General features: G+C 66.8%; 26 protein-coding genes. 16 read left to right on the top strand and 10 right to left on the bottom strand.

The window, feature by feature from the left end; translation table 11 throughout:
• The first annotated feature begins 13 nt into the window (after window positions 1-13).
• The 6 genes from pqqB to EV667_RS08380 all read left to right on the top strand — a co-directional run bounded on the left by pqqB (window position 14) and on the right by EV667_RS08380 (window position 4,311).
• Complete coding sequence (gene pqqB, locus EV667_RS08355; RefSeq protein WP_131834775.1) at window positions 14-952, top strand: pyrroloquinoline quinone biosynthesis protein PqqB; 939 nt, start codon at window positions 14-16, stop codon at window positions 950-952.
• Window positions 949-1,683, top strand: coding sequence for a pyrroloquinoline-quinone synthase PqqC (gene pqqC, locus EV667_RS08360; protein ID WP_131834776.1), 735 nt, complete (start codon window positions 949-951; stop codon window positions 1,681-1,683). The genes pqqB and pqqC overlap by 4 nt, the downstream gene beginning before the upstream one ends.
• Window positions 1,683-1,994: a pyrroloquinoline quinone biosynthesis peptide chaperone PqqD gene (gene pqqD, locus EV667_RS08365; RefSeq protein WP_131834777.1), complete on the top strand. Its 312-nt coding sequence runs from the start codon at window positions 1,683-1,685 to the stop codon at window positions 1,992-1,994. The genes pqqC and pqqD overlap by 1 nt, the downstream gene beginning before the upstream one ends.
• Window positions 1,991-3,136, top strand: coding sequence for a pyrroloquinoline quinone biosynthesis protein PqqE (gene pqqE, locus EV667_RS08370; RefSeq protein ID WP_131834778.1), 1,146 nt, complete (start codon window positions 1,991-1,993; stop codon window positions 3,134-3,136). The genes pqqD and pqqE overlap by 4 nt, the downstream gene beginning before the upstream one ends.
• A gap of 12 nt (window positions 3,137-3,148) precedes the next feature.
• Window positions 3,149-3,838, top strand: coding sequence for a hypothetical protein (locus tag EV667_RS08375; protein WP_131834779.1), 690 nt, complete (start codon window positions 3,149-3,151; stop codon window positions 3,836-3,838).
• Between the two features lie 128 nt (window positions 3,839-3,966).
• Window positions 3,967-4,311, top strand: a complete 345-nt coding sequence (locus EV667_RS08380) for a hypothetical protein (protein WP_425359022.1) — start codon at window positions 3,967-3,969, stop codon at window positions 4,309-4,311.
• 65 nt (window positions 4,312-4,376) lie between these two features.
• On the opposite strand, the gene EV667_RS08385 is transcribed toward EV667_RS08380, so the two are convergent.
• Window positions 4,377-5,207 (bottom strand): quinoprotein dehydrogenase-associated SoxYZ-like carrier, encoded by an 831-nt coding sequence (locus EV667_RS08385; RefSeq protein WP_131834781.1) that lies wholly within the window; start codon window positions 5,205-5,207, stop codon window positions 4,377-4,379.
• A gap of 203 nt (window positions 5,208-5,410) precedes the next feature.
• On the opposite strand from EV667_RS08385, the gene EV667_RS08390 reads away from it, so the two are divergent.
• The 4 genes from EV667_RS08390 (at window position 5,411) to EV667_RS08405 (ending at window position 8,194) form a co-directional block, all read left to right on the top strand.
• Window positions 5,411-5,734 carry a YXWGXW repeat-containing protein gene (locus tag EV667_RS08390; RefSeq protein WP_131834782.1) on the top strand — a complete coding sequence of 108 codons (324 nt, stop codon included), beginning with the start codon at window positions 5,411-5,413 and terminating at the stop codon, window positions 5,732-5,734.
• A gap of 120 nt (window positions 5,735-5,854) precedes the next feature.
• Window positions 5,855-6,076, top strand: coding sequence for a YMGG-like glycine zipper-containing protein (locus EV667_RS08395; protein WP_131834783.1), 222 nt, complete (start codon window positions 5,855-5,857; stop codon window positions 6,074-6,076).
• Between the two features lie 81 nt (window positions 6,077-6,157).
• Window positions 6,158-6,505 carry an ArsC family reductase gene (locus EV667_RS08400; RefSeq protein ID WP_207907690.1) on the top strand — a complete coding sequence of 116 codons (348 nt, stop codon included), beginning with the start codon at window positions 6,158-6,160 and terminating at the stop codon, window positions 6,503-6,505.
• A gap of 81 nt (window positions 6,506-6,586) precedes the next feature.
• The gene (locus tag EV667_RS08405) at window positions 6,587-8,194 is read left to right on the top strand and encodes a peptide chain release factor 3 (RefSeq protein ID WP_131834785.1); all 1,608 of its coding nucleotides are present in this window, start codon (window positions 6,587-6,589) and stop codon (window positions 8,192-8,194) included.
• 23 nt (window positions 8,195-8,217) lie between these two features.
• On the opposite strand, the gene EV667_RS23160 is transcribed toward EV667_RS08405, so the two are convergent.
• Complete coding sequence (locus tag EV667_RS23160; protein ID WP_342636716.1) at window positions 8,218-8,832, bottom strand: L,D-transpeptidase; 615 nt, start codon at window positions 8,830-8,832, stop codon at window positions 8,218-8,220.
• A gap of 301 nt (window positions 8,833-9,133) precedes the next feature.
• On the opposite strand from EV667_RS23160, the gene EV667_RS08415 reads away from it, so the two are divergent.
• From EV667_RS08415 to der, 5 genes are all read left to right on the top strand, one after another.
• On the top strand, window positions 9,134-9,703 hold the full coding sequence (locus EV667_RS08415) for an NnrU family protein (protein ID WP_131834787.1): 570 nt from the start codon (window positions 9,134-9,136) through the stop codon (window positions 9,701-9,703).
• 36 nt (window positions 9,704-9,739) lie between these two features.
• On the top strand, window positions 9,740-10,561 hold the full coding sequence (gene panB / locus EV667_RS08420; RefSeq protein WP_131834788.1) for a 3-methyl-2-oxobutanoate hydroxymethyltransferase: 822 nt from the start codon (window positions 9,740-9,742) through the stop codon (window positions 10,559-10,561).
• A 152-nt stretch (window positions 10,562-10,713) separates the two neighbouring features.
• Window positions 10,714-11,514: a tetratricopeptide repeat protein gene (locus EV667_RS08425; protein WP_131834789.1), complete on the top strand. Its 801-nt coding sequence runs from the start codon at window positions 10,714-10,716 to the stop codon at window positions 11,512-11,514.
• Window positions 11,515-11,524: 10 nt separating this feature from the next.
• Window positions 11,525-11,827: a hypothetical protein gene (locus EV667_RS08430; RefSeq protein WP_245516036.1), complete on the top strand. Its 303-nt coding sequence runs from the start codon at window positions 11,525-11,527 to the stop codon at window positions 11,825-11,827.
• Window positions 11,828-11,857: 30 nt separating this feature from the next.
• Window positions 11,858-13,198 carry a ribosome biogenesis GTPase Der gene (gene der, locus EV667_RS08435; RefSeq protein WP_131834791.1) on the top strand — a complete coding sequence of 447 codons (1,341 nt, stop codon included), beginning with the start codon at window positions 11,858-11,860 and terminating at the stop codon, window positions 13,196-13,198.
• Window positions 13,199-13,259: 61 nt separating this feature from the next.
• On the opposite strand, the gene EV667_RS08440 is transcribed toward der, so the two are convergent.
• From EV667_RS08440 to radA, 5 genes are all read right to left on the bottom strand, one after another.
• Window positions 13,260-14,030: an SDR family NAD(P)-dependent oxidoreductase gene (locus tag EV667_RS08440; protein WP_131834792.1), complete on the bottom strand. Its 771-nt coding sequence runs from the start codon at window positions 14,028-14,030 to the stop codon at window positions 13,260-13,262.
• A gap of 17 nt (window positions 14,031-14,047) precedes the next feature.
• Window positions 14,048-14,464, bottom strand: coding sequence for a VOC family protein (locus EV667_RS08445; RefSeq protein ID WP_131834793.1), 417 nt, complete (start codon window positions 14,462-14,464; stop codon window positions 14,048-14,050).
• A 5-nt stretch (window positions 14,465-14,469) separates the two neighbouring features.
• Window positions 14,470-15,969, bottom strand: a complete 1,500-nt coding sequence (purF, locus tag EV667_RS08450; RefSeq protein WP_131834794.1) for an amidophosphoribosyltransferase — start codon at window positions 15,967-15,969, stop codon at window positions 14,470-14,472.
• Window positions 15,970-16,067: 98 nt separating this feature from the next.
• Entirely contained in the window at window positions 16,068-16,673 is a 606-nt protein-coding gene (locus EV667_RS08455; RefSeq protein WP_245516086.1) for a CvpA family protein, read from the bottom strand.
• A gap of 100 nt (window positions 16,674-16,773) precedes the next feature.
• Window positions 16,774-18,195, bottom strand: coding sequence for a DNA repair protein RadA (radA, locus tag EV667_RS08460; protein ID WP_131834796.1), 1,422 nt, complete (start codon window positions 18,193-18,195; stop codon window positions 16,774-16,776).
• Between the two features lie 61 nt (window positions 18,196-18,256).
• Between radA and EV667_RS22860 the strand changes: the two genes are divergently transcribed.
• On the top strand, window positions 18,257-18,751 hold the full coding sequence (locus EV667_RS22860; RefSeq protein ID WP_245516037.1) for a hypothetical protein: 495 nt from the start codon (window positions 18,257-18,259) through the stop codon (window positions 18,749-18,751).
• Here EV667_RS22860 and alr read toward each other — a convergent pair.
• The 3 genes from alr to EV667_RS08480 form a co-directional block, all read right to left on the bottom strand.
• On the bottom strand, window positions 18,733-19,848 hold the full coding sequence (gene alr, locus EV667_RS08470; RefSeq protein ID WP_131834797.1) for an alanine racemase: 1,116 nt from the start codon (window positions 19,846-19,848) through the stop codon (window positions 18,733-18,735). The genes EV667_RS22860 and alr overlap by 19 nt on opposite strands.
• A 10-nt stretch (window positions 19,849-19,858) precedes the next feature.
• Window positions 19,859-21,343, bottom strand: coding sequence for a replicative DNA helicase (locus EV667_RS08475; RefSeq protein WP_131834798.1), 1,485 nt, complete (start codon window positions 21,341-21,343; stop codon window positions 19,859-19,861).
• Between the two features lie 166 nt (window positions 21,344-21,509).
• A complete protein-coding gene (locus EV667_RS08480) occupies window positions 21,510-22,769 on the bottom strand; it encodes a cyclopropane fatty acid synthase (RefSeq protein ID WP_131834799.1) in 1,260 nt (419 codons plus the stop codon).
• Between the last annotated feature and the right edge of the window lie 51 nt (window positions 22,770-22,820).

Genomic DNA, 22,820 nt, shown 5'->3' on the forward strand with positions numbered 1-22,820 from the left:
AAATCGGTCACCGATGGAAACGTCCCCGTCCCGCTTCAAACTCGTGATCCTTGGATCCGCCGCTGGCGGTGGCTTCCCTCAGTGGAACTGCCGTTGCGCGGTTTGTTCGCTTGCTTGGGACAATGACCCGCGCGTGAAGCGGCGGACCCAGGCTTCGATTGCCGTCAGCGCCACTGGCGTGGACTGGGCCCTGATTAATTGCGCGCCCGAAATCCTGTCGCAGCTTCAAGCCACGCCGGCGCTGCACCCGCGCCATGGGTTGCGGGATTCGCCGTTGGCGTCGGTGCTGCTCACCAATGCCGATATCGACCATGTGGCCGGGCTGCTGAGCCTGCGTGAGGCTCAGCCCTTCACTCTGATGGCGACACCCGGCGTGCATGGCGTGCTGGCCAGCAGCAGCGCGTTTGACGTACTGGCGCCCGATGTCGTTGAGCGCCGCCCGGTGCAACTCGGCTCGTCTTTCGATCTGGTCCCGGGGGTGAGGGCCACCATCTTTCCGGTGCCCGGCAAGATCGCCCTCTATCTCGAAGCGCGCGAGCAGGCGGAAAAAGGCTCGCTCACCACGGACATGGAGGGCGAGCAGACCATCGGCGTGGAACTCACGGCCGGCGACCGCCGTGTCCTCTATATCCCCGGTTGCGCGACGATGACCGAGCCTTTGCGTGCGCGCCTTGAGGGCGCCGATGCCGTGTTGTTCGACGGCACGCTGTGGCGCGACGACGAGATGATCCGCGCCGGGGTCGGCACCAAGACCGGCGCGCGCATGGGGCACATGTCGATGTCCGGCGAGCGCGGTTCGATGGAGGCCTTGAGACACGTCAACGTCGGCCGAAAGATCTATGTTCACATCAACAACACCAATCCGGTGCTCGTTGATGGCTCAGAAGAGCGGATAACGGCGAATAATGCCGGATGGGAAATCGCTCACGATGGGATGGAGATTGCCCTATGACCACGCTTCTGTCGCCGGAAGAACTGGAAGCGCGCCTGCGTGATGTCGGCACCCGCCGCTATCACAGCCTGCACCCGTTTCATAAGCTGCTGCACAGCGGCAAGCTGGATTTCGGGCAGATCCAGGCGTGGGCGCTGAACCGCTATTATTATCAGGCGATGATCCCGGTGAAGGATTCTGCCATCCTCGCCCGCATGGAAGAAGCCGAGTTGCGCCGCGTCTGGCGCCAGCGCATCATCGACCATGACGGTGACAACGAGGCCGATGGCGGGATCGCCCGCTGGCTCGTGCTGACCGACAGCCTCGGCCTCGACCGCCATTATGTGACCTCGCTGCGCGGCCTGCTGCCGGCCACCAAATTCGCTGTGGATGCCTATGTGCATTTCGTGCGGGAGAAGACCCTGCTGGAGGCCATCGCTTCCTCGCTCACGGAGATGTTTTCGCCCGGCATCATCGGCGAGCGTGTCGCCGGCATGCTGAAGAACTATGATTTCGTCTCAAGGGACACTCTGGCCTATTTCGACAAGCGCCTGACCCAGGCGCCGCGCGATGCGGATTTCGCGCTCGACTATGTCAAGCAGCATGCCCGGACGCCGGAGCAGCAGGAGCAGGCGGTCCGGGCGCTGGAGTTCAAGTGCAACGTGCTCTGGGTGCAGCTCGACGCGCTGTATTTCGCCTATATCGACCCGAAAATGGCCTATCCGGGTGCTTTCGTCCCGAAGGAGGGGTGATGACAGCGACTCTTACCGCAACTGGCGTTCCCAAGCTCGCGCGTGGCGTGCGGTTGCGTCACGATGAGGCGCGCGGCCAGTGGGTGCTCTTGGCGCCCGAGCGCGTGCTGAACCCCGACCCGGTCGCGGTGGAGATCCTGAAAAAGGTGGACGGCGCCCGCTCCATCGACGTCATCGTCGATGAACTGGCGGCCACGTTCACGGTGGAGCGCGCCACGGTGGCGACCGATGTCGATGCGTTTCTTTCCGGTCTCGCGGAAAAGGGCCTCATCGATGTGACGTTGCCGGTGATTGGGGATGCCGCGTCATGAGCCTGATCGAGGAACCCCGCAGCCGCGTGGAGGTGCCGGTTCGCCCAGCGCCCCCCATCCCCTATGGCATGTTGGCCGAGCTGACGCATCGCTGCCCGCTGCAATGCCCCTACTGCTCCAACCCGGTCGAGCTCGACCGGCGCAATGTCGAGCTCGACACCGAGACCTGGCTGCGCGTCTTCTCCGAGGCCGCCAAGCTCGGCGTGCTACAGGTTCATCTTTCCGGCGGCGAGCCGACGGCGCGGCGCGATCTGGAACAGATGATCCGCCACTGCGTCGAGGTCGGGCTCTACACCAACCTCATCACCGCTGGCGTCGGCGTCACGCCGGAGCGACTGCAGTCGATTTCGGACGCCGGCATCGACCATGTCCAGCTGTCCTTCCAGGGCGCCACGGCCGAGATGACCGACAAGGTCTCGAATTTTCGCGGCGCCCATGAGAGGAAGCTGGCTGTTGCGCGCGAAGTGCGCAGGCTCGGCCTGCCGCTCACCGTCAATTCGGTGGTGCACCGGGCCAATATCCACCAGATCCCGGACTTCATCGAGCTGGCGCTGGCACTCGACGCGCGGCGCATCGAAATCGCCCATTCGCAATATTATGGCTGGGCGCTGCGCAATCGCGGCGCGCTGATGCCGACCCGCGACCAGGTGTTCTGGGCGCTCGATGTCGTGGAAGAGGCGCGAATTCGGCTCAAGGGCGTGCTCACCATCGACGCCGTGGTGCCGGACTATTACGCCAAATACCCGAAACCCTGCATGAATGGGTGGGGCCGGCAGTCGCTCAACGTCACCCCGTCCGGCAAGGTTCTGCCCTGCCACGCGGCCGAGACCATTCCGAGCCTTGATTTCTGGAATGTGCGCGAGCATTCGCTCACCGATGTCTGGCTCAATTCGCCGGCCTTCAATGCCTTTCGCGGCACCGACTGGATGCCCGACCTGTGCAAGAGCTGCGAGCGCAAGGAAATCGACTGGGGGGGCTGCCGCTGCCAGGCCATGGCGATCGCCGGCGATGCCGCCGCCACTGATCCGGCCTGCCATTTGTCGCCCCTGCATGCGGACCTGCTGGCGCTTGCCGAAGCCGATGCCGAAGGCACCGACATTTATGATTACCGGCGCTACTTCCAGCCTGATCGCACCGGCTGACGGAGACACTTCATGTTGCGTTTTGCCCATACCCTCGCTGCGGCGGCTTCGGTTGCGACGCTTTTTGCGACCGCTGCGCTGGCCGCCAGCCCAACGGCTTCCGAATTGTTCTTCGAGAAGCCCTACCTCTCCAAGATCGAGCCGGGCACCACGCTGACCTATGCCTACAAGCACGTGACCGCCGAGGCCAAGCTGGGCGACGGCTTCGACGAGACGCTGGAATTGAAGGTGGGCGCCCCCGCCGACGACCCTTCCAAGCGGATCGCCGACGTGCTCATCCATCGCGGTGGCAAGGAAGGCGAGGCCGGGCCGTTCCCAACCATGAACGGCAACCCGATCGCGCTGATCCTGCTGGAGCGCGACGTGAAGGAACTGGCGCAGCTGAGCAAGGGCAGTCCGTTCTATCTGCGCAACCGGGTGCGCGAGCATCTCGCCTCGGGCACGGTCACGCCCGCGCGCCTTACCTTCGAGGGCCGCGAGGTCGAGGGCTGGAAGCTCACCATGCGTCCCTTTACCGAGGATCCGAACAAGGACAAGCTGCAGGAACTGGTCGGCCGTCGCTACGAATTCCTGTTCTCCGACGCCGTGCCCGGCGGGTTGTATTCCATCGACGTTGTCACGCCGAAGGCGGATGGCGCTGCCAACATGATCGAGACCAGCCTGACGCTGACCGGCGCCTCCGTGGCCCCGGCGGTGAAATAGGCGGCCGCCCCCAAGGAGGAATGACCATGGCGAACACACGCCCCCGGCGGGGGGAGAAGGCCTTCCGCTTCACCGCCGCAGCCCTGATGTTCACGGTGCTTGGCGCTGGCGGGGTTCTGGCGCAGGACATGCTGTCGCCCGGCCTTACCCCCGGCGCCCGAAAGCCGGTTCCGCAGGCCCCGCAATCGGGACTGATCAACGATTATCCCACCGCCGCCCGCGCCGATTACGTGTTCGGCTGTATGGTCGCGAATGGCCAGACACGGACGGCGCTGGAGAAGTGCTCGTGCTCGATCGACACCATCGCCACCATCCTGCCCTATGAGCGGTACGAGGAAGCCGAGACGATCATGAGCGTCGGGCAGGTGGCGGGCCAGCAGGCGGAGTTGTTCCGCAGCACCGGCATTTTCCGCGACATCGTCGCCGATCTGCACCGGGCGCAGGCAGAAGCGGAAGTTACCTGCTTCTACTGAGTGAGAGAGAGGGAGGCGCGCCATATGGACCGGCGCGGCTCCGCATTCCCGACCGCATGGATGGCTCAACTCGCCGGCTTCAGAGCGCCCTCGAACTTGCGCCCGTCGGTGTCGCCGGCGTCGACATGGATCTCCTTGCCGGCGGGGTCGTAAGAGACCCGGATCGCCGGGTCCTCGCTCAGCGAGATGCCGCCCTGCATGGAGAACACCAGCTCGTCGCCCTGCGTCACGCGGATATTGTCGACGAACTTGGCCGGGATATATGCCCGGGTCAGCGGGTCCATCTGCAGGCCCGAATAATTGGGGTGGCGGATCATCAGCTGAAGCTGCGAGACCCGGCTCGCCTTGCTGGCGTCCCCCAGCGCGTCGGCCTTCACCGATTTCAGCTTGAGCTGGCCCAGATTCTTCAGCTGCGCCTCCTCGTCCTTCATGGCAGGGGCGGAGCAGCCGCCGGACGCCTTCACATAGCTCTCGGCCATGTGGAGCCCGCCATCGCTGGTTTCGGCGATGGCCCGCACATAGGAATAGGAATTCACCCGCAGCCGCGTGCCCAGCGCGACATCGCGGCGGTTGCCGCCGAAGGTGAAGGTGGCGGCGAGCGGGGCGGGGTTCTCGTCGACGATAAGCGTCAACTTGGAGATGGTGCGCGGATCGCCTTCCGGGAGCACGATCTCGACGCTGATCGGTACCATGGCCGCATCCTCCGCCCGCTTGGGAGCGGTGAGCCGCACGAGCGGGCTTGCCGCCTCGATCGGCCGCTCGCCGAACACGTCCGGCTTGAACGATTTCCAGCTGGCGTCGGCCCCCGGCTCCTGCGCGGCGGCCGCAGTGACAGCGAGAGCAGAGAAGAAAGTGACGGCGAGGAAAAGGCGGATACGGCGGCTATAACGATGCATGGCGACCTCCCGGCCTGCCGGATCGTTGGCCCGTCCGGCGGTTGCGCGCATCATACACCCTTCCCGCGTTGAATTGCAGGCACGAACGCGCGAGCGCACCGACGCGGCTTGCGCAGCGCAAAGCCGCCGGTCATCATCCCCAAGGTGCGATGCTGCCGCAAAGGCGACCCGCCCGATCCGCCATTATTACCTGAGTGACCGCCATGCTTTCGCGCCGTTCCCTTTTCAAGGTCGCCCTCTCGCTGTTGGCCGTGCCGATCGGCATCGCATCGCAGGGCGAGGCGCAAGCGCAATCCGCGCCGAACAACCGTCCGCCGCCCCCGCGCCGGGAGCCGCGCCCGGCGCCGCGACGGGGCTACACGTGGGTTCCCGGCCACTGGGCCTGGCTGCCGCGCCGGGGCTGGGTGTGGACGGCGGGTCACTGGGAGGAGAACCGTCGCGGGTTCGAGTTCGTCGGGCCGCGCTGGGTGCTGCGCCGTGGCCAGTGGATCTATGAGCCCGGCCGCTGGGTGCGCAGCTGGCGCTGAGCCGGGCTCGGCACGGTAATCAAGGCCGGGTTGTGCCCCGTCTCGTTACCTCTTGTGGTGCGATTGTAGGCGCGAGCGACCGGCGTTAAGCTCCCCTCGGAATCAATCGGGGGAATGCCCATGTCGAAATCCGTAGCCGCCAAGCTCACTGTCGTCGCCGTCGTCGCGCTTGTCGCGGCGGGCTGTTCCAACACCCAGCGCCGCACCGGCACGGGCGCGCTGATCGGTGCCGGTACCGGTGCGGTGATCGGCGGCATCGCCGGCGGTGGCACCGGCGCCGCCTGGGGCGCGGGCATCGGCGCGGTGGCCGGTGGCGCCATTGGCGCCGCGACCGCCAACTGAGTACGGCGCGGCCTCGTCGCTTCGGCCTTCAAACGACGCGCCGCCCCGGCTATGACGGGACGGCATTGCGAGGAGGCGGGTGTGGGCGTCACGATCTACGGCATCAAGAACTGCGACACGATGAAGAAGGCACGCGCTTGGCTTGACGGGCGAGGCGTGACCTATGTTTTCCACGACTATAAGACCGCCGGGATCGACGTCGCACGGCTCGGGCAATGGGCCGGCAAGGTCGGCTGGGAAGGGCTGATCAACCGCGCCGGCACCACCTTCCGCAAGCTCGAAGAGGCGGAAAAGGCAGATATCGACGAGGAGAAGGCGCTCGCTTTGATGCAGGCGCACCCTTCACTCATCAAGCGGCCGGTGCTGGATGTCGACGGTACGCTGCTGGTGGGCTTCAAGCCGGAAGCGTACGAGGCGCAGTTCGGCTAAGCGGGGCCGGCGGAGGGTCGGCGACGCGCTAAAGCACGCCACCCCTTGATCCGGCGCGGCTTCCCTGCCACATCCGCCTGCATGAACGCTCTCTCCAATTCCGCCGCATCGCCCATCGCCACCGAGGTCGCGCGCCGGCGCACCTTCGCGATCATCTCGCACCCGGATGCGGGCAAGACCACGCTGACGGAGAAGCTGCTGCTGTTCGGCGGCGCGATCCAGCTGGCCGGTCAGGTGCGCGCCAAGAAGGACCGGCGCTCGACACGCTCGGACTGGATGGCGATCGAGCGCGAGCGCGGCATCTCTGTCGCCACCTCGGTGATGACCTTCGAGTTCAACGGCCATGTGTTCAACCTGCTGGACACGCCGGGCCATGAGGACTTCTCCGAGGACACCTACCGCACGCTGACCGCCGTCGACGCGGCGGTGATGGTGATCGACGCCGCCAAGGGCATCGAGGCGCGCACCCGCAAGCTGCTGGAAGTCTGCCGCCTGCGCGATATTCCGATCATCACCTTCATCAACAAGATGGATCGCGAGAGCCGCGACCCGTTCGACATCCTCGACGAGATCGAGAAGACGCTGGCCCTCGACACCACGCCGATGACCTGGCCGGTGGGGCAGGGGCGGGACTTCGTCGGCACCATGGACATCGCCAGCGGCGGCATGCGGCTTCTGGATGGCGATGAGGGCAAGACCGGCGCGCTGCGGCAGATGAGCATGGCGGAAATCGCCGCGCTGAACGTCACCCTCAAGGAAGCGACGCTGGCCGAGGAACTCGGGCTGGTGCGCGAGGTGTGCAACCCGTTCGAGCTGCAGGCCTTCCTCGAAGGGCACCTGACTCCGGTCTATTTCGGCTCGGCGTTGCGCAATTTCGGCGTCGGCGACCTGCTCGAAGGCCTCGGGCGCTACGCCCCGCCGCCGCGCGCGCAGCAGGCGGACAAGCGCCGGGTCGAGGCGGAAGAACCGCGCATGACCGCCTTCGTGTTCAAGATCCAGGCGAACATGGACCCCAACCACCGCGACCGCATAGCCTTTGCGCGCCTGTGCTCGGGCAGGCTCCAGCGCGGCATGAAGGCGAAGCTGGTGCGTACCGGCAAGCCGATGGGTCTTGCGACGCCGCAATTCTTCTTCGCCCAGGACCGCCAGCTGGCCGAGGAAGCCTATGCCGGCGATGTCGTCGGCATTCCCAACCACGGCAATCTGCGCATCGGCGACACGCTGACCGAGGGTGAGGACATCAATTTCATCGGCGTGCCCTCATTCGCGCCGGAAATTCTGCGCCGGGTGAAGCTGCCGGACGCGATGAAGGCCAAGAAGCTGAAGCAGGCGCTGCAGGAAATGGCCGAGGAAGGCGTGGTGCAGGTTTTCCGCCCCACCGACGGCTCGCCGGCGCTGGTCGGCGTGGTCGGCCCGCTGCAGCTCGACGTGCTCAAGAACCGGCTGGAGGCCGAATACGGGCTGGAGGTCGGCTTCGACATGTCGGAGTTCCAGCTCGCCCGCTGGGTATCGTCGGAAGACCCCAAGAAGCTCGACGATTTCGCCGCCGGTAACCGCCTGTCAACGGCGGAAGATCTCGATGGCGATCTGGTGTTCCTCAGCCCGTCAGCTTTCATGATCGGTTACACCGGCGACCGCTGGCCGGGCATCGTCTTCACCGATGTGAAGGATGTGAAGAAGACCGGCTGAACCCTGCCGTAATAGGGGCCGGCCTAGCGCACGACCACGATCCGCGTATTGGCGCGGCCATACTGCCCGACGATCGCGAACAGCGCTTTCGCATTGCTGGGGTGCAGCCGCACGCAGCCATGCGAGGCAGGGCGGCCGAGCCGGCGCAGATCGTTGGTGCCGTGGATCGCCCAGCCCTTGTGGAAGAAGATCGAATAGGGCATCGGCGCGTTGTCGTACTTGCGCGAGAAATAGCGCTTGTGCATGCGCTCGGGTCGGTAGCTGCCGAGCGGGGTGCGATAGCCCTTGCGGGCGGTGGAGACCGGCCAGGCGTGCCGCTCGACCCCCTCCACCATCACACGCATGCGTTGCTTCGAGAGGCTGATCTCCACCCTCACATCGGGTGGTGGCGGCAGGACTTCTTCCAGCGGGCCGGCAGGGTTCCCGATCGCTATCGCCTGCGCCGGCGGTGTCGCAAAGGCCGCAGGGGAGGGGACAGCGGGCGGCGTGGTCGACATGGCGGGGGCGGAGAGCGCCCCCGGAGTGGCGGTCGAGGGCGGGCTCATTGCCGGCGGCGCAGCGATCGTGGCCAGCGCGGCGTCACTTGGAGCCGCCACCCGCAGACCTGTGGCCGGCGGCGCGCTGGTGGCTGTTGCCACGACCCCCTGGGCGCGCGCTGACGGTGCGAGGGCCAACAACAGGCCCAGTGAGACAATCGCCAGCACGGATTTCATTCCGGTTCCCCCAAACCGATGGCGTCATCATTGTGACACGCAACCTTCGGGCGCGGGAGAGCCGATACCGCTTATGGTTTACACATCCAGGTGTTGGCGGAAGGCAGGCATTGGCACGAGGCGCTCGCTGCGGGCGGACCGGGACAAATAGTCAGCCCACCTGCGGATGGCGCGGGGATTGGAAACGATCTAGCGTGCGCGCCATCGCACACCGGGGAGCACGATCATGATCCTGATGCTGACGGGGCTCGCCCTGTTTGTCGCCATTCACATCGTCGCCGCGCGCCGCAAGATGGCCGCGGCGGTCACGGCGCAGTTCGGCGTCACCGCCTACCGGATCGTGCACGGCGTTCTCGCCATCATCGGCGTTCTGATGATTGCCTATGGCTTCGGCCAGTGGCGGGCCGAAGGCCCCGCGCAGCTTTACAACCCGCCGGCCGGACTGCGCCATCTCGCGCTGCTGCTGATGCTGTTCGCCTGCATCTTCGCGGTGGCGGCGCTGGTGCCGAGCCACATCAAGGCGCGGCTGAAATTCCCGTTCCTGGTAGCGATCAAGACCTGGGCGCTGGCGCATCTGCTCGCCAATGGCGACGCCGCGACCGTCACTCTTGCCGTCGTTCTGCTCGCGTGGGCGGTGGTTCTGCGGATCATGGCCAAGCGCCGCGCAGCGCCCCTGCCGGTCGCCCCCGCCAATTGGTGGGGCGACTTCGTTGCGGTCGGCGGCGGTGTCGTGCTTTATGCGATCCTCTCCTTCTGGTTCCATCCCGCTATTGTCGGGGTGCCGGTCATGGGCTGACCAAGCCCTTGCAAGAAAACGAGGAAACTGCCTGACATGTCCGTCCAGTCCGCTGCCCGCCGCCTCACCGCACCCGATATCCGGGCGCGCAAGGGTGGAGAGCCGATCGTCTCGCTGACCGCCTACCACGCCCACACTGCGCGTCTTGTCGACCCGCATGTCGACTTCATGCTGGTGGGCGATTCGCTCGGCATGGTGATGCACGGGCTGGAAACCACCGTGCCGGTGACGGTCGACATGATGATCCTTCAGGGGCAGGCGGTGATGCGCGGCTCGGCGCGGGCGCTGGTGGTGGTGGACCTGCCTTTCGGCTCCTATGAGGGCTCGCCGCAGCAGGCCTTCGCCACCGCCGCGCGGGTGCTGAAGGAGACGGGCGCCGGCGCCATCAAGCTGGAAGGCGGGCGCCGCATGGCCGAGACGGTGCGTTTTCTCGCCGATCGCGGTGTGCCGGTCATGGGCCACGTCGGTCTCACCCCGCAGGCGATCAACACACTCGGCTCGTTCAAGGCGCTCGGCCGCGACGAGGCGAGCGCGGCGCTGATTCTTGACGATGCCCGCTCGATCGCGGAGGCCGGTGCGTTCTCCATCGTGCTGGAGGCGATTTCCGAGCCACTGGCCCGCCAGATCACGCAGGAGGTCGCTCCGCCCACCATCGGCATCGGCGGCTCGCCAGCCTGCGACGGACAGATTCTCGTGCTCGAAGACATGCTCGGCCTGTCCGATCGCGTGCCGCGCTTCGTCAAAAAGTTCGCCGAAATCGGCCCCGCCATCGGCGCGGCGGTGGAGGCCTATGCGAGCGAGGTGCGCGCGCGCAGCTTCCCCGGGCCGGAGCATGTCTACGCCCCGAAGAAGAGCTAGAATCCAGGCTCGCGCGGGCAAAGGGCGCGGTGTGGACGCCGCGCACCGCGCGATTTGCCTTGTTGAAGCCGCATCGGTAGTTTACGCGGCCCTTTCCAGTACCGGCCCCGCGCATCTGCGGCGCCCTTCCGACGAGTGCCCACGGACGCGACATGGCTGACATCTTCAACGAGATCGACGAGGACCTGCGCCGCGAGCGTTTCGGTCGGCTATGGACGCGCTACGGCGCCTATCTCATCGGCTTTGCCGTGCTCATCGTCGTCGCCGTCGCCGGGTGGCGCGGCTATGAATGGTGGCGGATGCATCAGGATCAGGCCGCCGGCGCGCAGTTCGAGGCGGCGATGGCGCTGTCCACCGAGGGCAAGACCGCCGAGGCCGAGGCTGCCTTCGCCGCGCTTGAGAAGGACGCCCCTCGCGGCTACCGCGTTCTGGCCCGCTTTCGCTCCGCCGACGAACTCGCAAAGACCGACCGCACAGCCGCCGTCGCCGATTACGATGCGCTGGCGCGCGACGCCTCGATAAGCCCGCTGATGCAGAATGTGGCGCAGATTCGCGCCGGCCTGCTGCTGGTCGACACCGCCCCGCTTGCCGACATCGAAAGCCGGATGAAGCCGCTCGACACCCCCACGGGGGCGTTCCGCCATTCGGCGCGCGAGATCATCGGCCTCGCCCAGTACAAAGCCGGGGACTATGTGGGCGCGACCGCGACGTTCACCGCCGTTCTCGGTGACGGCGAAACCCCTCCCGGGCTGCGCCGCCGCGCGGATCTGATTCGGACACTCGCGGCGTCGTCGCTGCCACTGCCGGCGCCCACCGCCTCCACCGCCCCGGCACAGACGACACCGCCGGCGATGGAGCCGGCCGCAGTGCCTGCTTCGCCCGAGGTGCCCGCTGCGGCGCCCTCGACATCCCCGACATCCGAGCCGGCGGCGGCCCCCCCCGCCGCGCCGTGAGGAGATGCTGATGCGCCAAGAGATGTCCACGTTCCGCTCGCGCCTGCGTCGCGCCCTGCTGTTGCTGCCGGTGCTGGGTCTCGCGCTCGGTGCCGCCGGCTGCGAAACGCTCGAATCGCTGAACCCCTTCAACGAGCGCGAAAAGCCGCTGCCCGGCGCGCGCGCGCCGGTGTTTCCCGAAGGCGTGCCCGGGGTCGATTACAATCAGGCACCGCCGCAGCCGGCGAATTCGGCCTATAATCCCTATATGAACGAGCCGCCGGCCGAGGGCGCGGCGTCCGCTGCCGGTCCTGGCGCCGCCCCGGCTCAGTAGAACTGCCGGGCGCGGAGGCCCTCTTTTCCCATGACGATGACCGTCGCGATTGTCGGCCGGCCGAATGTCGGCAAGTCGACGCTGTTCAATCGCCTGGTCGGCAAGCGTTTGGCGCTGGTCGACGACCGGCCCGGCGTAACGCGCGACCGACGCGAGGGCGACGCCCGGCTCGGGCATTTGTCGTTCCGCATCATTGATACGGCGGGGCTGGAGGAGGCGAAGGCCGAATCGCTCGAAGGCCGCATGCGCGCGCAGACTGAGGCCGCCATCGCCGACGCCGACGTGCTGCTGTTCATGATCGACGCCAAGGCCGGCATCACGCCGAGCGACCGCTCCTTCGGCGAGCTCGCCCGCCGCTCCGGCAAGCACACCATTCTCGTCGCCAACAAGGCCGAGGCGAAGGGCTCCGAGAGCGGCACGCTGGATGCTTACGCCCTGGGGCTCGGCGAGCCTGTGGAGGTTTCCGCCGAGCATGGCGACGGCATGGGCGATCTTCTCCGCGCGCTGGCGCTGTGCGTGCCGGACGAAGGGGATGAAGAGGAAGAATCCGAGGCCGGCCGGCGCATCCGCGTCGCCGTGCTCGGGCGCCCGAATGCCGGCAAGTCGACCCTGATCAACGCACTGCTCGGCGAGGATCGGTTGCTCACGGGACCGGAGGCGGGCATCACCCGCGATTCCATCGCCGTCGATATCGAGCGCCACGGGGTGGAACTGCGCGTGTTCGATACCGCCGGCATGCGCAAGCGCGCCCGGATCGAGGACAAGCTGGAAAAGCTCTCCGTCGCTGACGGCCTGCGCGCCGCTCGCTTTGCTGAAGTCGTCATCGTGCTGATGGACGCGACGCATCCGTTCGAGGAACAGGACCTGCGCATCGCCGATCTCGTCGAGCGCGAGGGGCGGGCGGTGGTTCTGGCGATTTCCAAGTCCGATCTCGTCAAGGACCAGCAGGGCTTCGTCACCCGCATGCGCGAGGAAGCCGACGATCGGCTCTCGCAGGTCAAGGGCGCGCCGGTGGTGCTGGTGTCGGGCCTGACCGGCGAGGGGCTGGACCGTCTGGTGCGCGCCGTGCAGCAGGCGCATGAGGTGTGGAACCGCCGGGTCGCCACCAATCCGCTGAACCGTTGGCTGATCGAGACCACCGACCAGCACCCGCCGCCGGCGGTTTCGGGGCGCCGCATCAAGCTGCGCTACATCACCCAGCCCAAGGCCCGCCCGCCAAGTTTCGTGCTGTTCTGCTCGCGTGCCGACGCACTGCCGGAGAGCTATGTGCGTTATCTCGTGAACAATCTGCGCGCCAGCTTCGACCTGCCCGGCGTACCGATCCGGCTGACGCTGCGCGAGAAGGACAATCCCTACGCCGAGAAGGAGTAGGCGGAATAAAAAAGGGACGGCGCGAGCCGTCCCTTTTTCGTTGCGGGTAAGGATCCGGCATTCATGTCGGAAGCCGGTAGTCCTTGAGGCTCTGGCTGGGGAAGTCGTAGAGACGGCCGGTTTCCTCGAAGCTCGGCAGGCACAGCGCGAGGATTGCCCGCGCCACCTCTTCGGGCGTGGGCAGCGTGTTCGGGTCCTCGCCCGGGAACGCCTTGGCCCGCATGCGGGTGCGGATCGGGCCCGGATTGATCAGGTTGACCTTTAGGCTGGAGATGTTCTCCACCTCGGCCGCCCAGGTGCGCGCCAGCACTTCCACCGCCGCCTTGGTGACGGCGTAGGGGCCCCAGAACGGTCGCGCCTTGTGCGCCGCGCCGGAGGACACCATCACTGCCCGCCCGGCGGTGGAGAGCCGCAGCAGCGGGTCCAGAGAGCGGATGAGCCGCCAGTTCGCGGTGAGGTTTACTGCCAGCGTGTCGTTCCATTCCTTGGGGTCGACCTGCGCCAGCGGCGTCATCGGACCGAGCACGCCGGCATTGCCGACAAAGACGTCGAGTTTGCCGAAACGCTCAAAAAGCGCGCCGCCGAGCCGGTCGATGCCCTCGCCATCCTTGATGTCGAGGGGCACGAGAGTCGCGGTCGAGCCTGCCTTGACGATCGCGTCGTCGAGTTCCTCGAGCGCGCCGCTGGTGCGGCCCACAGCCACCACATGCGCGCCGGCCGCGGCCAGGGCCAGGGCGGTGGCATGGCCGATCCCGCGTGTGGCGCCGGTGACGAGGGCGATGCGGCCGTCGAGCGGACGCGCGGCAGGCTCTGCCGTGGAAAGGTCGGACATGGCGTTTCCTCGAAGGCTCAGGTGTCGTCGGTCATGACCACGGAAGGCACGGAGCGCCGGGCCGGGCCGTGCGTGACCGCTTCGATGTTGTTGCCCTCGGGATCGAGCACGAAGGCGGCGTAATAGCCGGGATGATAGTCGCGCAGGCCCGGCGGCCCGTTGTCGCGCCCGCCGGCGGCAAGCGCGGCGGCGTGGAAGCGGCGCACCGTTTCCTCGTCGCTCGCCTGGAAGGCGATGTGCGCCCGCCCGGTCGGCGGGTCGCCGGGCGAGACGAAGAGTTCATCAGCGAAGAAATAGCCGTCGCCCTCGACCAGCGGCACGCCGAGAACCGCGAGCACGGCCCCATAAAAACGCCGGCAGGCCTCATAGTCGGCGACCACCAGCGAAACGTGGTCGATAAGCCGGCCGCGATGCCATTCGCGAAGCTCGACCATTGCGGTCAGCTCGCCTCGGCCAGCAGGGAGAGCTGACGGGGCGACACCTCACCCTCGCGATCGGAGAGCAAAGTGGGGTACTCTCCAGTGAAGCAATGGTCGGTGAATTGCGGGCGCAGCGGGTCACGGCCCTCATAGCCCATCGACTTGTAAATGCCGTCGATGGAGAGGAAGGCGAGGCTATCGGCACCGATATAGCGGCGCATGCCTTCGAGGTCGTGGGTGGCGGCCAGCAGCTTGTCGCGGTCGGGCGTGTCGATGCCGTAATAGTCGGGATGGGTGATCGGCGGCGAGGAGATGCGGAAATGCACCTCGCGGGCGCCGGCCTCGCGCATCATCCGCACGATCTTCACTGAAGTGGTGCCGCGCACCAGGCTGTCGTCGATCAGCACGATCCGCTTGCCTTCGACCACGGCGCGATTGGCCGAGTGCTTCATCCGCACGCCCTGGTCGCGCACCGACTGGGTCGGCTGGATGAAGGTTCGCCCCACATAATGGTTGCGGATGATACCGAGTTCATAGGGCAGGCCCGAGGCCTGCGAGTAGCCGATGGCCGCCGGCACGCCGGAATCGGGCACGGGCACCACGAGGTCGGCATCGGCAGGCGCCTCGGCGGCAAGCTGCATGCCCATGGTCTTGCGGACCTGATAGACCGAGTGTCCGCCCACCACCGAATCCGGCCGGGCGAAATAGATGTACTCGAAGATGCACGGGCGGGGCGGCACGCTGCCGAAGGGCCGCAGGGTTTCCACCTTGTCCGAAGAGAAAACGATGACCTCGCCGGGCTCGATGTCCCGCACGTGGCGCGCACCAATTATGTCGAGGGCGCAGGTCTCCGAGGTCAGGATCGGGTGCCCGTCGAGCTCGCCGAGGACCAGCGGGCGAATCCCGAGAGGGTCGCGGGCGCCCACCAGCTTCTTGTTGGTGAGGCCGACAAAGGCATAGGCGCCTTCCAGCATGCGCAGGGCGTCGATGAAACGCTCGGTGAAGCGCGGGCGCTTGGAACGGGCGACGAGGTGAAGCATCACTTCCGTGTCGGAGGTCGACTGGCAGATCGCGCCGTCGCGGATGAGCTGGCGGCGAAGCGTCAGGCCATTGGTCAAATTGCCGTTATGGGCGATCGCGAAGCCGCCGCCGTCGAGCTCGGCGAACAGCGGCTGGACGTTGCGCAGAATGGTTTCGCCGGTGGTCGAGTAGCGGACGTGGCCAACCGCGATATGCCCCGGCAGGCGCTTGATAGCCTCGCCGTCGGAGAAGGCGTCGCTGACCAGGCCGAGGCGGCGTTCGGAGTGGAAACGCCTGCCGTCATAAGTGGTTATGCCTGCCGCTTCCTGGCCGCGGTGCTGCAGCGCATGCAGGCCGAGGGCCGTTATCGCCGCCGCGTCGGGGTGGCCATAAATGCCAAACACGCCGCACTCCTCGCGCAGCGTGTCCCCGTATTCGTCGTAGAAATCGTCCGATTCCGCCGATTTCGGCGCCACGTGATCACCCATCAGATCGGCCATAGGATCTTCGCTCCTCGGCGCAGTTCAAGGCTGCGCCCGCTCCACTGTGCTCAAAAACAACTGCGCCCGGGACGCCTTGTCCCATGGGCGCGGTCGAATTAAGGCGCCGACGGCGTCACCGGGGCCGGCGTGACCGGCGCGGTACCCGGTGCAACGGGCTCAGGCGGCGGCTCGGTCGGCTCGGCGTCCTTCGAGCTGCGCATCTCTCGGATGAGGCTCTCGGGGTCTTCCGGCAGAATGGAAATGAGCCAGTCACCCGCACTTTGCAAGACCAGCTTGGCACGCGCGTCACGAATCCACTCCGGCTGGCCCTGCTCGTTCTGGACCAGCCAGTTGAAGAACAGGAAGGCCACAACCATGATCAGGAAGCCGCGGGCGAGGCCGAACAGGAAGCCGAGGGTGCGGTCGAGCGCGCCGATGCGGCTGTCGAGCACGAGGTCGGAGATTCGCACCGTGATAATCGAGACGATCAGCAGGGTGACGATGAACAGCGTGCCGACCGTCGCCGCCATCGCGAAGGTGTCGTTGGCGATGTACTGCTTGGCGAAGGGCAGGGCGTGCGGATACGCATAAAGCGTGACCAGCGCCGCCGCGAGCCAAGAGACGATGGCGAAGACCTCGCGCACGAAGCCGCGGACCATGGCGAGCAGGCCGGACACAACCATCACGGCGATCAGGATGATGTCGAGGAGCGTCAAGACGATCTCACCGTGGTCGAGGTGGTGCGCGGGAAAGCACAGCGAATCTGCGCCTTCCAGCCTCGCAGGAGGCAGGGGCGACGTATAGCGCGGCGCCGGGCGCGCGTCATCCCTCTTGCTTCGCTGGTGCGGCGCGGCGCGGCCCCTTGGCGGCGATTGCGGCGACGATATCCCCAAGGGAGGCAATGGCGTCGATCGCGAGGGGGGCCTCGGCCGGCTCTCGCCCTGCCGCGCCCGCACCCTTGGCCGACGGCGCCACGGCCCGGGTGAAGCCGAGCTTGGCCGCCTCCTTCAGCCGCGCCACCGCGTGGGGCACGGCACGCACCGCCCCGGTGAGGCTGATCTCGCCGAAATAGACGCTGTCCGGCGGCAGCACCGTCCCCGCCAGCGAGGAGATGAGCGCCGCCGCGACGGCGAGGTCAGCCGCCGGTTCGCTGATGCGGAAGCCGCCGGCGACGTTGAGATGCACGTCATGGCCGCCGAGCTTGATGCCGCACCGTGCTTCCAGCACCGCGAGCACCATGGACAGGCGGCTGGGGTCCCAGCCCACCACCGCCCGGCGCGGCGTGCCCAGGCTTGTGGGCACCACCAGCGCCTGGATTTCCACCAGCACCGGGCGTGTGCCCTCCATGCCCGCATAGACCGCCGTGCCCGGCGCGCCGCTGTCGCGGTTCGACAGGAACAGTTCGGAAGGGTTGGCCACTTCGGCGAGGCCGAGGCCGGTCATCTCGAACACGCCGATCTCGTCGGTCGGCCCGAAGCGGTTCTTCTGCGCCCGCAAGATTCGGAAATGGTGAGCGCCGTCGCCCTCGAAGGAGAGCACGGCATCGACCATGTGCTCGACCACGCGCGGGCCGGCGATCTGGCCGTCTTTCGTCACATGGCCGACCAGAATGACGGCGGCCCCGGCGCGCTTGGCGTAGCGGATGAGAATCTGCGCCGAGGAGCGCACCTGCGTCACCGTGCCGGGCGCGGATTCCACCGTGTCGGTCCACATGGTCTGGATCGAATCGATCACCACCAGCACCGGCCGCCGGCCCTCCGAGAGCGTCGCGACGATGTCTTCGACATTGGTTTCGGCGGCGAGTTCCACCGGGGCGCCGGAAAGGCCAAGCCGCTCGGCGCGCAGGCGCACCTGGGCGACGGCTTCTTCGCCGGAGACATAGATGATGCGGTGCCCGGCGCTCGCCAGCGCGGCGGAGGCTTGGATCAGCAGCGTCGACTTGCCGATGCCGGGATCGCCGCCGATGAGCAGCACTGAGCCTGGCACGATGCCGCCGCCGGCCACGCGATCGAGTTCGGAAATTCCGACCTGAACCCGGGGGGCGTCCTCCGAGGTGCCGGTGAGGCTTTCCAGCGCGATCAGCCGCCCCCGGCGCCCGCCCCGCAGATTGGCCGGCATGGTGTCGGTGGCCGTCGCCTCTTCGGCGATCGAATTCCACGCCCCGCACGAATCGCAGCGGCCCTGCCAGCGCGAATGCACCGCGCCGCAGATCTGGCAGATGACAGAGGCAGTGCGCTTGGCCATGGAGGACCGATCAGGTTTGTTCTGGTGGCCGTCTTCTAGCCGTTATACGCGGCAAGCCAAAATGACCAAGCGAACGCTCGCGCGCCTCGCGCGGCATGTGGCGCGGCTTTTGCTTCACATCTCATGCAGTCGTCCTGCGGCGAGACGAATTTCCGTTTCATCATTCCGAATCGTGAAGATGACAGTCGTTGCGCGATTGAACGGTCGATTTCTGCTGTGGTTCATTGTCCTGCTGCCGCTCACGCTCGGCGTGGGGAGCGCAATACTGTGGTTGCGTCGGCGTTTTTCGGTCTATCAGGTTGATGAAGCGGGTGTCACGCTTTGGGCGGGGCGCAATCTTCCCTGGAGGAAGGTGCGCAACTTTCATTTCCGCAAGAGGATGGAGGGCGCCGGGCCGCGCATTACCCGCGTCGACATCCAGTTCGAGGTCGGGCGAGGCTTCATTGCGCCGGAATGGCTCGCCAATGGAGACGAACTCGTCCAGGCGTTCCGCGCCGGGGTGCGCGATGGTCTGCCGGAGCGTCGCCTGCGCTCCAACTACACCCAGCGGCGGTGATAGCGCCGGCCCAGCGAGGTGAGGATTTCATAGTCGATGGTGTGGGAGTGGCGCGCGAGGTTGTCGAGCGTCAGCCCGTCGCCGAGCAGGGTGGCGAAGTCGCCCGGCTGCACCACATCCTCCGCGAGTTCGGTGATGTCGACGGCGAGCAGGTCCATCGAGATGCGGCCGATCAGCGGGCAGCGATGGCCGGCGACCACGGCTTCCGCGCCGGGGCGCACATCCGAGGCGCCGGCAAGGCGGGGGATACCGTCGGCATAGCCGGCGGAGAGAATGGCGACGCGCGAGGGGCGGATGGCGGTGTGGGCGCCGCCATAGCCGACCGTCTCTCCCTCATGCACATGGCGTATGCGGGCGATGCGCAGTTCCAGCCGCACCACCGGCCGCAGGGGAGCAACATCCCCCCGTGGCCGTCCGCCATAGACGGCGATGCCGGGTCGCACGAGGTCGAAATGATAGGCTGGGTCGCTAACCGTCCCTGCGGAGTTCGCCAGCGAGGCGCGCACATCGGGGAACAGCGCGGCGATGGCGCGGAAATCTTCAAGCTGGCGCGCATTGAGCGGGTGGACGGGTTCGTCGGCGCAGGCGAGGTGGCTCATCACCAGCGCCAGCGGGAAGCCGAGTTCGGCGCGTCCCTCGGCGACGCTCACCGCCTCGGCCGGCGTCAGGCCCAGCCGGTTCATGCCGGTGTCGACATGGACCGCGGCGGCCAGTCCCTCGCCGGTGCGCTCGCAGAACGCCCGCCAGCGCGCGATTTCCGCCGGACTGCCGAGCACCGGGCGCAAATTGCGTTCCCGATAGGCCGCCTCGGTGTCGGGGAACAGGCCGTTGAGGACGAAGATCTCCGCGTCCGGAAGAAGGTCCCGCAGGTCACGCGCCTCGCCCAGCAGCGCCACGAAGAAGGTACGCGCGCCGGCCTGCCACAGGGTCTTGGCAGCGGGCGCGAGGCCGATCCCGTAGCCATCGCCCTTCAGCACGGCGGCACAGGCGGCGGGTGCCGCGCGGCGCACCAACTCCTGATAGTTTGCCGCCAGCGCCGAGAGGTCGATGGTGAGCAGCCCGCCGGCTTCGGCGAGCGGGATGTCGCGGGCGTTCAAGATCCGGCCCTCACGGCTCGGGCAGGCGGTCGGACTGGACCAGGTTGGAGAAGCGGGTGAACTGGGGCTCGAACGAGACCTTCACCGTGCCGGTGGGGCCGTGGCGCTGCTTGCCGATGATAATCTCGGCGACACCCTGCGCGGCCTTCATGTCCTGATCCCACTTGAACCATTCCTCGCTGCCTTCCTTCGGCTCGCGGCCCTTGAGGTAATATTCCTCGCGGAACACGAACATCACCACGTCGGCATCCTGCTCGATCGAACCGGATTCGCGAAGGTCGGACAATTGCGGACGCTTGTCGTCCCGGCTCTCCACCTGACGCGAGAGCTGCGAGAGCGCCATGATCGGCACGCTCAGCTCCTTTGCCAGCGCCTTCAGGCCGGTGGTGATCTCGGTGATTTCCTGCACGCGCCCCTGCGAAGAGCTCTTGGAGGAGCCGGTGAGCAGCTGGAGATAGTCCACCACCATGAAATCGAGGCCGCGCTGGCGCTTGAGGCGACGGGCGCGGGCGCGCAACTGGGCGATGGAGATGCCGCCGGTGTCGTCGATATAGAGCGGGATCGTCTGCATCATCTGCGCGCAGCTGGCGAGCTTGTCGAACTCATGCTCGGAGATGTCGCCGCGACGGATCTTGTAGGAGGCGATCTCGGCCTGTTCGGCGAGGATACGGGTGGCGAGCTGTTCGCCGGACATTTCCAGCGAGAAGAAGCCGACCACCCCGCCGTCGACCGCGCGGATGGAGCCGTCCGGCAGCGTCTCCGAACTATAGGCCGCCGCGACATTGAAGGCGATGTTGGTGGCGAGCGAGGTTTTTCCCATAGCCGGACGGCCGGCAAGAATGATGAGGTCGGACGGCTGCAACCCGCCCATCATCTGGTCGAGATCGCTGAGACCGGAGGCGGTGCCGGAGAGGTGGCCGTCGCGCTGGAAGGCGCGGCTCGCCATGTCGACGGCTTCCTTCAGCGCGTCGTTGAAGCGCATGAAGCCACCATCGTAGCGACCCGTTTCCGCCAGCTCGTAGAGGCGCTTTTCCGCTTCCTCGATCTGTTCCTGCGGCGTGGCGTCGATCGGCGCCTCATAGGCCTCGTTGACGATTTCCTCGCCGATCTGGATCAGGTCGCGCCGCACCGAGAGGTCGTAGATGGTGCGGCCATAGTCCTCGGCATTGATGATCGTCGTCGCCTCGGCGGCGAGGCGAGCGAGATATTGCGGCGCCGTCAGCCCGGCGGCATCGAAATCGCTCGGCAGGAAGGTCTTCAGCGTCACCGGCGTTGCCACCTTGCCGGCGCGGATCAGCGCCGAGGTGGTCTCGTAGATGGCGATGTGGATCGGCTCGAAGAAGTGCTTCGGCTCCAGAAAGTCCGAGACCCGGTAGAACGCCTCGTTGTTGACGAGGATCGCGCCCAGCAGCGCCTGTTCCGCTTCGATGTTGTGCGGGGCGGTGCGATAGGACGCGTCGGTCTCCGCCGTGGGGCGGTTCGGAGAATCGAGCATGGCTGTTCCGGGTGCGGGTGGACCAAGGCCACAGCTAGCGCTGCTCCGGGGAGAAGTCCGGGACGAATCGCACAGCGCCTATTTTGTCCTGTGGAGGGCCTGTGGAAAGCGGAATCTCGCTTGACGGGATTCGGCCACCATCGGGCCGGGTCGCAGCGGTGGCGGGCTACTCGCCGGCCAGCCGCAGGCCGGGGCGGTTCTGGTTTTCCACTTCGCGCAGCGCGGCCTCGCCGTCAGCGATGTAGTTCCGCGTCAGCGGCACCACGCCTTCGCGCTTGGCAAGCTGGATCTGGAAGACCATCATTCCCTGGTGGCGGAAGGCCATCTCCGACGAGGCGAGATAGAACTCGAACATCCGCACGAAGCGCGGATCATAGAGCCGCTCCACTTCCTCGCGGTGGGCAAGGAAGCGCTCGCGCCAGGCTTTGAGCGTCTCGGCATAGTGCAGGCGCAGGATCTCGATATCAGTGACAAGCAGGCCCGCCTTCTCCACGGCCGGCAGCACCTCGGACAGCGCCGGGATATAGCCCCCGGGGAAGATGTATTTCGCAATCCACGGATTGGTGATGCCCGGCCCTTCTGAGCGACCGATGGAGTGGATGAGAGCGACGCCGTTGTCGTCAAGCAGTTCCGCCACCTTGGCGAAATACTCCTCGTAATGACCGACGCCGACATGCTCGAACATGCCGACCGAGACGATGCGGTCGAACGGGCCGGGCACGTCACGATAATCCTGCAGGAGGAAGTCGGCGCGGCCGGACAGGCCCCGCTCCTCGGCGCGCGAACGGGCGACGCCGAGCTGCTCCTGCGAGAGCGTGACGCCGGTGACGCGGGCGCCGGCATGGCCGGCGAGGTACAGTCCCATCCCGCCCCAGCCGCAGCCAATGTCCAGCGCCGTGAGGTTCGGCCGATCGAACAGAAGTTTGGCCGCGATGTGCCGCTTCTTCGCCAGTTGCGCATCGTCGATCGACTGGCCGGGCGCCTCGAAATAGGCGCAGGAATATTGCCGGTCGGCATCGAGGAACAGCGAATAGAGCCGTCCGTCCAGATCGTAGTGATGGGCGACGTTCTTCTGTGAACGCTCGGGCGGGTTGAACTGGGCGAGCCGGCGGAACAGGAAGCGCAGCCGCATGAAGAACTTCGCGCTGGCGCTCGGTACCTGCAGGCCGACCTGCGACATCAGGAGGGCGAGCACCTGGGCGAGGTTGCCCTGCTCGACCACCATCCCGCCCTCCATATAAGCCTCGCCGAAGGTGAGTTCGGGATCGAGGACGATCTGGCGTTGCCAGGCATTCGAGGTGAAGCGCACCGCTAGCGGTTCGCCGCTGCCATCGCCGAAGATGGCGCGCGCTCCAGATGCAAAAGTGACGGCAAGAGAGCCATGGCGCGCGATGCGCGCGAGGACTTGGGCAAGCAACCGTTCCATCGGCCAACCCCAAATATGGGCAGTCGGGGGACGACAAACCGCAAAAGGCTC

The organism is Ancylobacter aquaticus (assembly GCF_004339465.1).
GTDB lineage: Bacteria > Pseudomonadota > Alphaproteobacteria > Rhizobiales > Xanthobacteraceae > Ancylobacter > Ancylobacter aquaticus.